The organism is Pseudoalteromonas sp. MMG024 (genome assembly GCF_021654175.1).
Taxonomy (GTDB): domain Bacteria; phylum Pseudomonadota; class Gammaproteobacteria; order Enterobacterales; family Alteromonadaceae; genus Pseudoalteromonas.
Genome location: NZ_JAKFZO010000003.1, coordinates 1 through 15,594, shown reverse-complemented (window position 1 = coordinate 15,594; position 15,594 = coordinate 1). Strand labels below are relative to the sequence as shown.

Annotated in this window: 10 protein-coding genes; 7 read left to right on the top strand and 3 right to left on the bottom strand. The window is 40.2% G+C overall.

The genetic code is table 11. The annotated features are described in order from the left end of the window. Positions 1-369 precede the first annotated feature (369 nt). Complete coding sequence (locus tag L1068_RS03450) at positions 370-1,596, bottom strand: threonine/serine exporter family protein (RefSeq protein ID WP_237129100.1); 1,227 nt, start codon at positions 1,594-1,596, stop codon at positions 370-372. Between the two features lie 343 nt (positions 1,597-1,939). On the opposite strand from L1068_RS03450, the gene L1068_RS03445 reads away from it, so the two are divergent. Together L1068_RS03445 and L1068_RS03440 are read left to right on the top strand one after the other, a co-directional pair. Beyond that, positions 1,940-2,752 carry a transporter substrate-binding domain-containing protein gene (locus tag L1068_RS03445; RefSeq protein ID WP_237129099.1) on the top strand — a complete coding sequence of 271 codons (813 nt, stop codon included), beginning with the start codon at positions 1,940-1,942 and terminating at the stop codon, positions 2,750-2,752. A 145-nt stretch (positions 2,753-2,897) separates the two neighbouring features. Then, positions 2,898-3,194 (top strand): antibiotic biosynthesis monooxygenase, encoded by a 297-nt coding sequence (locus tag L1068_RS03440; protein WP_237129098.1) that lies wholly within the window; start codon positions 2,898-2,900, stop codon positions 3,192-3,194. A 140-nt stretch (positions 3,195-3,334) separates the two neighbouring features. Here L1068_RS03440 and L1068_RS03435 read toward each other — a convergent pair whose 3' ends face one another. Together L1068_RS03435 and L1068_RS03430 are read right to left on the bottom strand one after the other, a co-directional pair. Then, complete coding sequence (locus L1068_RS03435; RefSeq protein WP_237129097.1) at positions 3,335-5,299, bottom strand: methyl-accepting chemotaxis protein; 1,965 nt, start codon at positions 5,297-5,299, stop codon at positions 3,335-3,337. Positions 5,300-5,439: 140 nt separating this feature from the next. Further along, positions 5,440-6,684: a glycosyltransferase gene (locus L1068_RS03430; protein ID WP_237129096.1), complete on the bottom strand. Its 1,245-nt coding sequence runs from the start codon at positions 6,682-6,684 to the stop codon at positions 5,440-5,442. 380 nt (positions 6,685-7,064) lie between these two features. On the opposite strand from L1068_RS03430, the gene L1068_RS03425 reads away from it, so the two are divergent. From L1068_RS03425 to L1068_RS03405, 5 genes are all read left to right on the top strand, one after another. Then, positions 7,065-9,470, top strand: coding sequence for a prolyl oligopeptidase family serine peptidase (locus L1068_RS03425; RefSeq protein WP_237129095.1), 2,406 nt, complete (start codon positions 7,065-7,067; stop codon positions 9,468-9,470). Positions 9,471-9,616: 146 nt separating this feature from the next. Next, positions 9,617-11,557, top strand: coding sequence for a methyl-accepting chemotaxis protein (locus L1068_RS03420; RefSeq protein ID WP_237129094.1), 1,941 nt, complete (start codon positions 9,617-9,619; stop codon positions 11,555-11,557). A gap of 325 nt (positions 11,558-11,882) precedes the next feature. Beyond that, on the top strand, positions 11,883-13,829 hold the full coding sequence (locus L1068_RS03415; RefSeq protein ID WP_237129093.1) for a methyl-accepting chemotaxis protein: 1,947 nt from the start codon (positions 11,883-11,885) through the stop codon (positions 13,827-13,829). A gap of 162 nt (positions 13,830-13,991) precedes the next feature. Beyond that, a complete protein-coding gene (locus tag L1068_RS03410) occupies positions 13,992-14,348 on the top strand; it encodes a ribosome recycling factor family protein (protein WP_237129092.1) in 357 nt (118 codons plus the stop codon). A 612-nt stretch (positions 14,349-14,960) separates the two neighbouring features. Further along, entirely contained in the window at positions 14,961-15,419 is a 459-nt protein-coding gene (locus L1068_RS03405; RefSeq protein WP_343221839.1) for a DUF6174 domain-containing protein, read from the top strand. The last annotated feature ends 175 nt before the right edge of the window (positions 15,420-15,594 follow it).

Below are 15,594 nucleotides of genomic sequence, written 5' to 3'. Positions count from 1 at the left end.
TGGATGGAGACAGAAAGCGTATATAGAATACTGAGCGATTGCGCGTTAGTTGTTTTACATAGCCAGAGTGACAACATGATTCAAAAACCAACCAGCTTGATACAACACATTTTATTTGAAAGAAGCTTATGTTTGAAAGAGGATATATGGCTCAGAATAAGGCTCTCTTATTAATTGGATTTTCTTATGGGGGTGGTATTGGCCGACAAATTAAGAAAGACTAAAAAGCGGGCTTAGCTCGTTCGAGTAATGAGTTGTTTGACCTCATGATATTGAAAAACGCTATTTAAAGCGTAAGTGAACCACATCATGGTTAACCAATAAAGCTGGTGGAAAGGGTGAGTCGCCTAGGTTGGCGACTCGAATATCTTAAAGGCTTTTCTTTGGCGGTAATGCCACGTTTGCAAATATGAGTCCGGCGACCAGAGACATAAAAATAAGAAACGTTTGTTGGCCAATACCTGTACTTGCAATAAACTCTTGCCCCGAGATTAACGAGTTTAATCCGATATAGGTTTTACTTCCGGGAACCAATACGATCAAACCTTGCATTGCGACGATACATGCGGGTGCATTGGCAACACGTGTAAAGAAGTTACTGTAAACACCAACCGCGAATGCACCAACAAACGTGCCGAGTGCATAATCTAAATACATGGCGCCTGCGATACTGGCACCATAAGCGACAAACCCCGCCACAATTGACCACACTGCATGTTTCGCCTTAGTACGAAAGATAACGATTAAGCTCATACATAAAATAGCGATGGCCAGCCATGCAGTCCATTTTGGCATTTGTGGTGGTGCAACAAAGTCGGTTTGACCAAATAGCGAAAAGCCAACCGCAATACCTAAAAAAGCACCAAAATAGAGTTTAAAGAGCAGCATTAACGCATCCATTACGCGTGCAGTGCCAGAAACTAAATGACGAGCAGATAATTCAGCCAAACCAAGTGTTAACGCCAAGCCCGGTATAAATACAATGATGGCGGATAATATAACCATACGTATATTGATGCCAGGGTCGATGTAAACGCTTATCGCGCACGCTAAAATGGCGGCAACAATAGAAACCACAGCTTCAAGCATATGGGCTACACGTTTCGAGCGTTCTGACCAAAGTACAAATAAATATATTACACAGCTAATTAATGTTGACCAAAGTACGTCGTTCCAACTTGTTCCCATGAGCATGGCAAATGCGCCGGCCGACATAACAAACGCGATACCTGTGATAAAACGATTATAGGGATTTGGGAAATTAGCTATTTCATCAAGCGCGTGATCGGCTTGCTCTAAGGTAATCGTGTAGTCAGTTAGTTTATCAACGAGTTCATCACTGCGAGCAAGTGCGCCTAGGTCTAATTCACCAGGCGCAACACGCGCCGCATGGGTATATTCGTCTTCATGGCCTTCTGTCCAGATAACAAATGTTAATGCGGTTGGTGTAATTATAAACGACGCTTTTAAGCCTAAAAATGTTGCTAAATTTTCTAGATGAGCTTCTAGTCGGTAAGCAGGTGTACCGAATTTGTGCAGCATTTTACCAAGCTTTACAATAAAGCGGCGTTTTTGCGTAAAACTAGCTGTGTTCAAGGTTTTAAATCTACATATACAGTGATGACTCGCAAATTTTATGTTTTATTTACGGTTTGTCTAGTTTTGTTTATGTTAAATATCAACAATTGTAATAAATCCGGGTCAAGATCAATAAAACACCCATCAATTTATACATATTGATAACAAAGGTAATTTATAAAATAAACTATTAATTTTATGTTAACGTTAAAGTAACATAGGTCAAGGCGCAAGGCTGATTGTTATGGAATGACGTGCTGTAATGTGTGAAACTAATTAGTTAGGTATGCTCTATTAGTAGTGTTTGCCAACCTATTAATGTGCAAAGTGTATGGTATGAAAAGGATATTGAGGTGTAAACGTGAACTGGATAGTCAAACTTGTCGTTATAACTGTATTTTTAAGTAATTTAGTGCAGGCGTATGAGAATGTAACAGTCACTATTTATACTGAACACTTTCCTCCTTACAACTTTCGAGACGGCGACAAAATCAAAGGCATTAATCATGATATTGTTGCCCGCGCATGCGAAGTCGCAGGTATAAAGTGCAAATTTAAAATGTATCCTTGGCAGCGTGCTATGGCATTGTCATTATCAAAACGTTTTGCTGGGCTGGTTTCAACTTCACGATTGCCGGACCGTGAAGCACATTTTCAATGGGTTGGTCCATTAGTCTCGAGTCCCGCATGTTTTTACAAGTTAGCTCATCGAAGCGATATTCATATTAATTCAAAGCAACAACTTAAAAATTACACTGTGGGCTTAAATAAAGGTGATGTTTATGAACATGTGTTGCAAAATTGGGGCATGCAAGAAAACGTTAATTACGTTATTTACTCAGAGAAGTTTGGTGAAGTAAACGCATTTAAAAATGGCAAGTTAGATTTATTTATTGCATCCGCCAATACACTTCAATATCACATAGATAGCGATAGGCTTGCGCTTCACGAAGTTGAACCTGTATTTGTAATAAGCGATGAGGCATTTCTCGGCAATTATTTAGCGCTTAATTTGGCAATGCCAATTGAAATAGTCGAGAAACTACAAAATGCGCTGGTTGAATTAAAGCAAAGTAACGAAATTAAGTTAATTAAAAAGCGTTATATTCCGACAGCACAAAGTGTGATTTCAGAATCAGAACTATCGTTAGCCAAACGCTGTATTTATGGTTAGTTTATTACGTTAAATTTAACCTTCGATTTAGTAATTGCGATTTTGCTAGCGTTATAAATCGTCTTCAAAATTGTAAAAGCACCTATTTAGTTTTCACACTAGAATTTGACGCAACACGCAATCGGCATTACTTTAAGGGAATAATATGTTTAGAGTGGTATACGAATGGAAAGTGCCAGTAGCGCAGCAACAAGCATTTCAAACTATTTGGCGCACAACAACCGAATCGATTCATGACACTGTAGAGGGGGCGCTTGGTAGTTTTATGCTGCGCTCTAGTGATGAACCAGAAAAAATACTCACAGTCGCTAAGTGGCATTCACGCAAACATTGGCAACAATTTTGGGGTAATTGTAATCCCCATCAAATGCAGAAGATGCGAGCAATAGCCGAGCGCATTTCGGTTGAAACATTTGATGAATTAGAAGATAGAAGCAAGTGATGAGTGTTACTTAGCACTGATTCTAAGCCAATAAAACCAAGCGTAATGGCTATATGCTTAAAACTGTATTGGAATAAGTGCCCAGGTTTTCAAAAGCGTTACACTTTCAAAAACTCGGGCAATTAAACTATTAACTCAGTTTAGTTAAGTTTAAATTTAGACCCGATCACATTTAATTCATCGGTAAGCGCTTTTAGCTGTAAACTGGCGTCAGCAATGAGCTCTGCACCTGCGGCGTTTTCAAGAGCTGCATTGTTTATTGCGGTAATGCTTTGGGTTATTTCTTCAGCGGCGATACTTTGTTGTGCAGCCGCCGTTGCAATTGCCTCGGTATTTTGCGTCATCATATCCATATCAGTTAACACATCGTGCATGGTTGCTTCACTGTTTTTGGCTTTTTCAAATGTGGTATTAGCAAGCTCGGTACTTTGCTCAATCGCAGTAACCGCACTTTGTGTATCTGATTGTAATTCGTAAATTATTTTCTCAATATTGGCCGTAGATTGCTGAGTTTTGAAAGCAAGTTGTCTAACTTCATCTGCCACCACGGCAAAACCGCGGCCTTGCTCGCCAGCGCGGGCTGCTTCAATTGCGGCGTTAAGCGCAAGTAAGTTGGTTTGCTCAGTCACGCTTTGAATCACTTCAAGCACCGAATTTATACCAATACTTTTTCGTTCGACTTGATTAATAACACTGTTAGCTTTGTTTAATGACGTTTCTAACTGTTCGATAGCACTGAGTGCATCATGAATATCACGATTTGCCTCCTGGCTTTTAAGGCTTGCCAGCTGTGTTTGTTCAGAGCAGTCTTTTGCGTTATTTGCCACTTCTTCAATGGTAATAGTCATTTCGTGCATAGCAGCAGATACGCGCTCAATACTCACGTGTTGCGCCTCTAAGCTAGATTTGGCTTGAATACTGGTTGAGCTTGTTTGCGACGCCATGCCCGTTAGTTGTTGGCTTGAAGAGATAGTTGAACTAATAATGCTATGTAAACTTTGGTTCATTTTTTTCATTGAATTAAGCAAACCAAAGGTGTACTGATTGCCAAATTGGTGTGTTAAATCACCATCAGCGATTTTCATCGCCAGTTTATGAATGTCTTTTGGTTCGCCACCAATTGGTTTTAAAATTGAACGGGTAATAAGTAGTGCAGTAACAACAATAAACACCAAGCTAAACAGCGAAATTATTAAAATCGATGATTTTAATGTTGCGGTTGCAGCAAAGGCCTCGGCTGCATCAATTTCTGATATAAGTACCCAGTTTATATCGCCAAAGTTGATTGGCATATACGCCGATAAGACAGCGCTGTCATTGTAATCTTGAATAATTTCGGTATTACTGATGCCGCTAAGTCCTTTGGTTACAGCAAGCGTGCTAACGCCATTATCGGTTATATTACCAGCGAAACTCGCTTTAACGCTGCGGCCAACAGGGTCTAAAAATGAGTCAGAGCGCATGCGATGATCTTGCCCAACAATATACGACTCACCAGTTTCACCCATACCTTCGCGTTGCTGCATTAACGTGTTTATTTTGGTAATTGATAGTTGTAACGCAATCACACCTTTTATTTCGCCGTTTTGTGTAATTGGCTGAGCGATAAAAGCAGCGGGTTCATTGTTACTCGGTGCGTAGGCCGAAAAATCGACAATGTTAAAGCTCTGGTTTAGTGTTGTTTTGTTAAACAGGCTGGCTAAGCCAGATTGCGCGTAAGGGCCATCAAGCAAATTTGTTTGATAGTCTGATTCTTTTGCAACGCTGTAAAAAATATCACCATTTAAATCAATTAAGAATAAATCGTAGTACTGATTAGTTTCGATAAAGCGCTTAAAGTAGTCGTGCTTTTGCTCGGCGAGTTCTGCGTTTGTTACATCATCCATGTTGGTCCATGACGATCCAATTAACGATAAATCGGCTTTGCTTTGGGCGAAGTAATTGCGTATTTCCGTGGCTTTAATGTTTTTGATCGACGTTAATTGATTAAATGCCTGTTGTTCAAGTGCATTATTAGAAATTGTAATTGCGATAAGGGTAATAATAATCACTGGCACTAATGCCAGTGCTAAAAAAGAAAATAACAGTTTTTGCTTAAGATTCATACGGTTTGAAACGATTTAGAGTAAAGTAAGCACAATATGTTACATTGTAATATAACTGTCATATAATGAGAATTGTTACTATTTGTAAACGAGCAATAATGTCAAATAATTAACAATGCTGTGTTTATACATATCGTTTTTTATTCGTCGTTATGCCGCGATTTGTTTTTTTCGGTGATCCATTGCGACATATATTTTGTGCTCGCATGCATATGATGTTTAAGCATTTGCCCGGTAAAATTGTTTAAGCGATGTTGTTCTAAGTCATCACGTAGTGAATTGATTTTTTCAATTAAGTCGCACGCTAGCGGTGCTTTAGCAAATTTTTCAACCAGCTTTTTATGGCACAAAGATGATTTTTGTTGCCACAGTGCACTATTCGAATACAAGTTTACGGCATCAGTAACAATATTTTCAGCGTGCTCACTCACAAGACCGGGCCAGTTTTCACTGTCGAACATGCCTTCAATACCAATTGGGGTTGTGATAGAAGGGGTTTGGCACACCATGGCATCTAAAAACTTTCCTTTTATACCAGCGCCATAACGCAGTGGACTTAACATCACTTTGGCATTTTTTATTACTTCATAGGCGTCATCACACCAGCCTTTTACAATAAAGCCGGTTTTTTCTTTAGATATAGCAGTGGCTTTTGGTGGTGGATACGAACCGTAGATATGTAGCTCTGCGGTTGGAAGTTGCTTACGTATTTGTGGCCAAATTTGCTGTAAAAATAACACACTATCCCAGTTTGGTGCGTGGCGAAAATTACCTATGGTGACAAAGTGCTGGCGCTCTTCGAAGCTTGGGTTATCTGCTAACTTATCGGTATCAAACATAAAGGGCAGATGATGCAATAAACTTGGCTCAAGCTTATATTGTGCTTGCAGCAAGTTCATTTCATAGTCTGAAATAATCAGTGATAAATCACAGCGCAAAATAGCCGCAATTTCACGCTTTGCCAGATCAGAAGACCAGTCTTGCGCTGTTAATAGGCGTCCCGCTTTGTGTGCTAAATGGCGTGCGTTTCTAACGCTCTGTAAATCTTCCGTATCAAGAATTTTCAACGCGTTAGGGCAGTATGTATCGACACGCCAGCCAAATTGTTCTTCCATCATAAAGCGGTCAAACATCACAATATCTGGGTTAAGTGCCGCAATATAGTCGTTAAAACTGTCACAATTAAGGGTAATTTCAGCGCTTGAAACGTGAATGCTGTTAAGGTCAAACATATGTGGCGTTTTTTGCGCAGGCGAGGCAAATTCTACCTGCCAGCCTTGCTCTAAAAATGTTTGCATAATCGACAAAATATGGCTGCCTGCAGCAGATGATTTAGGCTCCGGCCACACATAACCAATAACAAGAACTTTCACGGTGTTTCTCATCAAAAATATAATCGGCGCATTTTATCGTAAATTTAACGCAATTGCTTGAGTAAGGTAATTATAATCAATAGTCTTAACGTCGTTTTACGATTCAAATGATTGAATGGTAATCAATTAAAATAAAAAGTAAGGAAGGGAAGGCTAACGTAGGCTGTAAAATTAGGCTTATATTATACCAATTCAATTAAGTAGCTGATCATCCTAGCGGACTAAATGTCATGCTAACTGCGTTGGAATTTATCATTGTAGAACAACTACACAAGAAAAATTCTGCCTTGTTATCATTTCATTTATCCAGCACTATCCCTGATCACATACCTAACAGAATTGGTATCACTTCTCGTTTGCTTGAATAATAAAATCACTACCAAGGAACAGTAATGAAACTACTTAAATTATTGGTTGTTGCGAGTGTGTTTTGTGGTTCGTTTGCTCATGCTAATGAGCAAGATAGCTATCAAACACCCAGTAAAGCATTAGCCGATTTAGTTGATGCGAAACTAGCGCCAACAACGCGATTATCGCCCGATAATCAATGGATGGCGTTTTTGGAACGCCAACGTATTGCAACACTGCAAGAACTTGCTAAACCAGAACTTAAACTTGCCGGCATCAAGTTAAACCCTAAAAACTTTTCGCGAGCGAGACCTCGTTCAAAGTATCTGTCTATTACGTTTAAACACTTAGAAAATGGTCAAAACTTTACGGTTAAAGGCTTGCCAGAAGGACGTATTTTATCACCGTCGTGGTCTCCCGACAGTCAACATCTTGCATTTTTTATTGAGCAAGCGCATACGGCACAGTTATACCTTTTCAATATTTCAGAGCGCCGTCTGATCTCAGTTGATAACGCACCGCTTAATTCGGTGATTACATCACGCCCGTATACCTGGTTACCTAATAGTGAAGGGTTGTTAATTAACCTTGCCGCGAATGCTAATAATCAAGCACCGTCAGCGGAAAACGCTTCGATTGTACCCGTTATATCGCAAACAAGTGGCGAAAAAGCACCAGTACGTACATACCAGAATTTACTGCAAACACCACACGATAAAGCACTTTTTTCGTTTTATGGTTTAGGCCAGTTAGCTAAAGTGTCGCTTAACGGTAATGTTACAAAGTTGGCAAAGCCGGGCATTATTCGCTCTTTTGTACCTTCGCCAAATAGTGATTACATTTTGCTTGGGCAAATAGAAGCACCGTTTTCTTATTTAGTGCCGTATTCACGTTTTGCAACCAACTGGCAAGTAATTGATACAAAAGGAAAGCCAGTTGCAAGTGTTGAAAAACAAACGCTTGCTGAAAATATTCCGCAAGGTTTTGATAGTGTAAGAACAGATCGCCGCAGCTTTTCATGGCGTGCCGATAAACCAGCAACGCTAGTATGGGCACAGGCGCAAGATAACGGCTCAATGAAAACTGACGTACCGTTTCATGACTTCGTTTATAGTTGGAAAGCTCCGTTTAACAGTGAACCAAAGCTATTTGCAAAAGTTGAACGCCGCTTTGCTGGCATTCAATGGGCGAATGATAATGTTGCTATGTTGAGTGACTGGCGCTTTATCGACAGAAAAATTCGCACGCAAATTATCAATCCAGAAAACCCTGACGGCCCACGCGTACTGTTTAATGAACGCTCTTACAACGACGCGTATAACGACCCTGGTAACTTTGTTTACGAACAAACCGAGTTTGGTACGCGTGCGGTGAAAGTGGTTGGCGAGCGATACATGATGCTAACCGGTACTGGCGCATCAGACAAAGGCAATATTCCGTTTTTAGATCGGTTTGATATTAAAACCGCATCGTCAAAGCGTGTTTGGCAAAGCGAAGCGCCATACTATGAACGTGTGCGTGCGGTACTTGATGATGCAGGCGAAAAACTGATTACACTACGTGAATCTAAAACAGAACAACCGAATTTTTACATTCGTGACTTAAAACAAAATACGCTGACGCAATTTACCGAATTCGCACACCCTTACCCAGACTTTAAAAACATTAAAAAAGAGCAAATTAGCTATACCCGTGATGATGGTGTAGCACTAAGTGGTACTTTGTATTTACCTGCAAATTACAAAGGCGGCAAGGTGCCTGTGTTGATGTGGGCTTACCCGCTTGAATACAAAGATAAAGCAGTTGCATCGCAAGTACGTGATTCACCATATGAATTCACCTATATTGGCTATTGGGGACCGATGCCGTATTTAGCTAAAGGCATTGCGGTATTTGATGATCCGAAAATGCCGATTGTTGGCGTTGATGGCAGTGAGCCTAACGATACGTTTAGAACGCAATTAGTGAGCAGTGCACAAGCTGCAGTTGATGCGCTGGTTGAAAAAGGCGTAGCCGATGAATCACGCATAGCCATTGCGGGTCACTCGTATGGTGCATTTATGGTAGCGAATTTGTTAGCACACAGTGACTTATTCAAAACAGGTATTGCGCGAAGTGGCGCATATAATCGTACATTAACACCGTTTGGTTTCCAGGGTGAAGAACGTGATTTTTGGCAGGGACAAGCCGTATATTCAGCAATGTCGCCGTTTTTCCATGCGGAAAAAATTAATGAGCCTATGTTAATGATCCATGGTAAAGACGATCCAAACTCTGGTACTTATCCAATGCAGTCTGAGCGTATGTATAATGCGCTTAAAGGCTTAGGTAAAGAAGCAAGATTGGTAATGTTACCGTATGAAGGCCATGGCTATCGTGCAAGAGAGAGCATTTTGCATGTGCTTTGGGAGCAAGAGCAGTGGCTTGAGCAACATTTATTGAGTAAATAGACTTAATAGCGCTTAGCAAATGAAAAAATCGCCAGCATTCGTGCTGGCGATTTTTTATTGTTATTTTAGCAATATTTCGTTTTAAAACATATAACATTCGTAATTTTGGTCTATGCTTTTTATACTCAAAATCAAAATAACAATTCATGAAGCTTTCAGATATCAGCATTCGCAATGCACTTATTGCCACTATCACACTCGCACTTATTTTAAGTACACTTTTCTCAACGCTTTTTAGCAGTAATCAATTTAACTCTGTATTCGATGAGTTTAACGAGCAGGAATATTTTCCGGCGTTACTTGGCAAAGTAGAAGCCAGTATTCGTGCTGAACTTAATACGCCCATCGCGTTATCGAAAGGGCTTGCACAAAATGACTTTTTAATTGATTGGGCGTTAAAAGGCGAAAAAAGCGCTGACTGGCTGCGTATTCAGCAGTATTTTGCCAATGTTAAAAACACCAACGACGCAGCCGTGGTGTTTTGGGTATCTAAGCAAAGCTTAAATTACTATCAAAACGATGGCATTTTAAAAACGCTATCGGCGAGTAGCGACCGCGATAGCTGGTTTTTTCAATTTATGAGTTCGTCAAATACCCAACAAGTGGCTGTTGATGTAGACGAGCAGTCAAAACGTTTAACCGCCTTTATTAATGTAAAAGTGAACGCCAACGGGCAAGATTTAGGCCTAACCGGCCTCGGTTACGATATCAGTAAAATTATCGATATTGTTAATAGCAATAAAATTGGTAAAACAGGATATGTATTTTTACTGCGCCCAGATGGCAAAATTGCTGCACACCCAAACCAAGCGTTTGTGGGTAAAGACTATAAAGCTATCAAAAAATATTCGCCATTATCAGAATTACTGTCTGGATCAGTTTCACAGCAAACGCAATTAGAAAAAATTAAACTCGACAACGAAACCTATTTTGCCGCTACGCGAAACTTAGAAGACATCGGTTGGCAGTTGGTTGCTTTGATGCCAACCAGTGAAATGAGCAGCAAAATATCTAAAGCCATGATGTTAACAATTGCAGTAAACAGCGTAATTGCGGGTGTGTTTATTGTGCTTATGGTGTGGATTGCTAATCGCGTGTCGCGCAGTATTGCAAGTATCGGTAGCAAACTGCTTGAAATGGGTAATCAAGGCGGCGATTTAACCATGCGTTTGGATGATTCACGTCAAGATGAACTGGGTGACTTGGCGCGAGGGTTTAATGCGGTTATTGCTAACAATCAAAAGATGGTGATTAAACTTAAAGACATCGAATTGCAAATGGCGCAAGACATTCAAGCCCTAGTCGACTCGTTCGACCAAGTCACGAGTCTTTCATCAAACCAAGATGCACTCAGTGAACAAGTGGCATCGGCTATTACTGAAATGGGTACCACGGTTTCTGAGGTGTCAAACCTCGCATTAGATACCGCCAACACCAGCGAAAACGCAGTAAGTGATACGAAACAAAGTATCGACCAAATGCAGTCAAGCACATTAGCGATGAACCAGTTAACGCAAGTTATGGGCGAAGCGTATCAAAATATTCAAGAACTTGCTGGGCAGGCAGAGTCGATTAATTCAATTGTAGATGTAATTAACGCTATTTCAGAACAAACTAATTTACTTGCACTTAATGCAGCGATTGAAGCCGCGCGAGCAGGCGAGCAAGGACGTGGGTTTGCAGTGGTTGCTGATGAAGTAAGAACGCTTGCAAGTAAAACGCAAAGCTCGACGCAAGAAATTCGCGGGCAAATTGATCAATTCCAACGTTCAACTGAAATTGTTCTCAATGCCATGGCACAAGGCAATGAAACCACCAGTAAAGTAAGTGAAACATCGGCGCAATCAGCAGAAATTTTAACCACAATTGACCGCAGTATTACTGCGGTAAAAGATATGAACCAGCAAATCGCCACAGCGACTGAAGAGCAAAACGTGGTGGTGCAACATATTAATGAGTCGGCAGTACAAATCGCTGATCTATCGAAGCAGTTCAACGATATAGCGGTGGCAGATCAACAACAGCTAAAACGTTTAAATCACTTAGCAAGCGAGCTGTCATCACTTATTTCAGAGTTTACGGTATAAACACCAAATAAATGGGCTGCCCTGAAATATCGTATGTTCAGGGCAGCGGTTTTTTGCGCTTAATCTATACCAATTCATTCAATTAAAAATGGTGCGTCGAAGTTATTATTGTATTAACCACCGTTAACTTTGTTGGTGTCGAATAGCGCTAAAACTCTAATATCGAGTTGTTTGTGTGTTGTTTATTCGGTCTGATATCACATCACATTGTTGCGTTAATTAACATTAACTGCTCGAAATCTTGTACCAATTATAATAAACTTCAAACCTATTTGCCTGGCAATTGATGCCAAGTGTTACTAATTATCAAACAGATAGCAGTAGTATGATAAAACGTCTCAATATCAGTATTCGCAATGCGCTAATTCTTACCATTACGTTTGCATTAGTGTTAAGCACCTTGTTGTCCACGCTATTTAGCAGTGCGCAATTTAACCGCGTTTTCGAACAATTTAACGATCAAGCGTATTTTCCTGCTTTGCTGGGTAAAGTTGAAGCGAGTATTCGTGCAGAACTAAACACCCCACTTGCACTAGCGAAAGGCATGGAACAAAACAGCTTTTTGATGAAATGGGTCGAAGATGGAGAAAACGCGCAGCAGTGGCCTGAAATTAAAGATTACTTTGAGCATATAAAAAACGAAAATAATGCGGCAGTTGTCTTTTTAGTATCAAGTGTGACAGGCAAGTACTACCAAAATGATGGTATTTTAAAAACCATTTCAAATACCGATCCGCGCGATGCATGGTTTTATGCCTTTATGCAAAAGCCAATTGAGCAGCAACTTGCGGTAGCGGTTCACCAAGAAACGAAAAAGCTGATTGCTTACACTAATGTTAAGGTTAACCTAAATGGCAAAGACTACGGTTTAACGGGCCTTGGCTACGATATTAGCCGTATTATCGATATCATTAAAAGCAATAAGATTGGTGAAGCTGGCTATGTATTTTTGATTAAGGATGATAATACCTTTGCAGCACACCCAAACGAGCAGCTAGTTGGTTCTGATTTTAACAAAATTGAAAAATACCAACCGCTTAAGCAGCTTATCAACACATCTAAACAGTTAGAACATGCCCAAATCGATACCCTCAGTTTACAAGGCGAAAAGCACTATGTGGCAAGACAATCGCTAGAAGGCACCGGTCTTACCTTAGTGGCTTTATTGCCTACTTCTGAATTGAGCAATCAAATCACTAGCGCGTTATTTAAAACGGTTGCTGTAAGTTTGGTAATTGCGATTGGTTTTATCGTTGTGATGGTGCTGCTTGCAAATCGTATTTCGAAAAATATATCAGGTATTTCAGATAAATTACTCGCAATGGCGCAGCAAGATGGTGATTTAACGGTACGACTTGATGACAGTCGACATGATGAATTGGGAACCTTAGCTAAAGGCTTTAATGCGGTGATTGAAAACAATCAACGTATGATCACACGCCTTAAAGATATTGAAACTCAGCTTGCAAACGATATTCAGGTACTGGTTAAATCGTTCGAACGAGTAACCGATTTGGCGTTCCAACAAGACGGTTTAAGTGAGCAAGTTGCCTCAGCCATTACCGAAATGGGCACAACCGTGGCAGAAGTATCGCACCTTGCGCTTGATACTGCGAAAAGTAGCGAACACGCAGTAGATAACACTAAGCAAAGCATTAGCCAAGTTGAATCAAATGCCAGTGCAATGAAAGCATTAACGGGCGTAATTGAAAAAGCGCATCAGGACATTCAACAATTAGCGAACCAAGCAGAATCTATTAACTCGATTGTTGATGTGATCAATGCAATTTCAGAGCAAACAAACTTGCTTGCGCTTAATGCTGCAATTGAAGCGGCTCGAGCTGGAGAGCAGGGGCGTGGCTTTGCGGTGGTCGCTGATGAAGTGCGTACATTAGCAAGCAAAACACAAGGTTCAACCCAGCAAATTCGCAGTCAAATTGAGCAGTTCCAGCAATCAACCGAAACCGTGCTGTCAGCAATGGCGCAGGGTTTTGAAACGACAAAATCAGTGAGTGAAAGCTCGGTGGAATCAAGCCAAACGCTTAACCTGATTGATGCGCGTATCACAGAAGTAAAAGACATGAACCAGCAAATTGCCACCGCGACAGAAGAGCAGAATCACGTGGTTCAACACATTAATGAGTCGGCAGTAGAAATCGCCGATTTATCTCGCCAATTCCATGGCATCGCGATGAAAGATACAGAGCAATTAAAGCAATTGAATGCACTGTCAAATGAGCTATCTGAATTGATATCACGCTTTAAAGTGTGATATCAATTTATGTAACCTGTGAGTCTTTCTAACAAGCTTAATAATTTGCTAACAATGCGTAAAATTTACTGTGTAGAATAACTACATAAATAAAACGTTAACTTGTTAGCACTTTCTTTAGCCTGTTAACACTAAGGCATTTTACAAATTCCAACCGTTAACATGCTTGAAATTCAATTAAACAGTTTTGTACGACGTATCGCGCGTGCGAATGAGTTAAAAACGCTGATTAAGGCTTCTGGCGCAAATTTAACGCGAAAAGGGCGGTCTCGAAACTGGCAACTGCAAGGCGAGTGGCATCAGTTTGCGCTAATTATTGAATTGGCAGAAACGCAAAATGAGCCGAGTTGGTTGTGGGTGATTACCCAACTAAAAAGTGTAAAGCCAAAACCAAGTGCAAGTGAGCTAATTGAGATTGTAAGGCAGAACCCGACGATTACCCTTACACAACTCATGGCAAAAACCGATTGCACCCTGATTGAAGGAAGACAGGCGCTCGACAGTTTAGCGTTTGATTAAATGTAGTAGCGCATATTTTTATCTTGCAGTTTCTATGGATAGGTTTGGACTTCACCTGACGGGCTGCCATAATCGAATTTGTGACTTTGATAAAACTATTAAACATAACCTCCCTTTCTATAATAAAGCCCATCCATGGGCTTCATGTTACTTTTATAAAGTAACCAAAAGAAAGGCGACCGCACTATCAAACTTAATCCTCAAAGCAACTTTGAATTTATTGATAAGCGCCATGATACGGCATCCATGCCTGAGTATGGCTTACTCAACTCGCTACGCTTCCTGTCTCACATTATCAATTCAAAATTGATTTTCGGGTTTGATAAAAGCGGAAATGATTTTATGCAACAGCCTTCAAGGTCATCAATGAGTAACGGACGTTTAGATTTTTTAAACCCTTACTTTTCAGCCTCTGAATTTAAACCTTTCCCCCATATTCAAGAAAGTGCGCAAATTTCGCACTTTTATCTTTCTCAAAAAATTAACCGCATGTATTTTTAATAATACTGGCAACTATTTATCAACTTTGTTAAAACTAAAGCATTCAGAAAAATGCGCGATTGCAAATCAGAAATATGCGCAATTTGCGCACTATTAAATTGTTAGGGCTCTATGTATATTTTTGATGCTCGAAATTCAACTAGTGTATTGGTGTCTCTAGGTGCATTGATCGTTTTAGTTTTCATATTTTTGGGGCATGGTGAAATATTTGCCTCGATGAACAAACAGAAATCTGTTACTGAACAGCTAAAAATATGGGAATCCACACAGCCCGATTCATATAGTTATAAAATTGCTTCTGGGTGTATGAGCGTTACAAATGTCGAGGCCTATGTATTAAATGGTGTGCATTACTTCTCGAATCAAAAAAACCTAGGTGAGCTCGACAAAACAAAGTTAATTGATCTCTTCAATGTTGCAGAACTGGCTAGAGATCAAGCATACAAGTTGGAAATTCAATTTCATGATAAGTATGGATTTCCGACTAGCATCATTGTTGACTGGCAATCAAACACTGTCGATGATGAATGTTTTTATGAAGTTTCTGAGTTCGAAGTATTCGAGCCCTAACAAACGAATTAATTATGGACGTCTTACGCTTGGCTGGCGCTCATTCTTCGCTAAGTATAGCCAAGCTAAATCCGCCCATTATTCGGGCGTTGGTATGACTCCCACTGTCAAGTTAAACACACTGATCCTTGCCTAACTTTTTAAGCCATAATTACCTAAGCTCGAATTAGAGCGA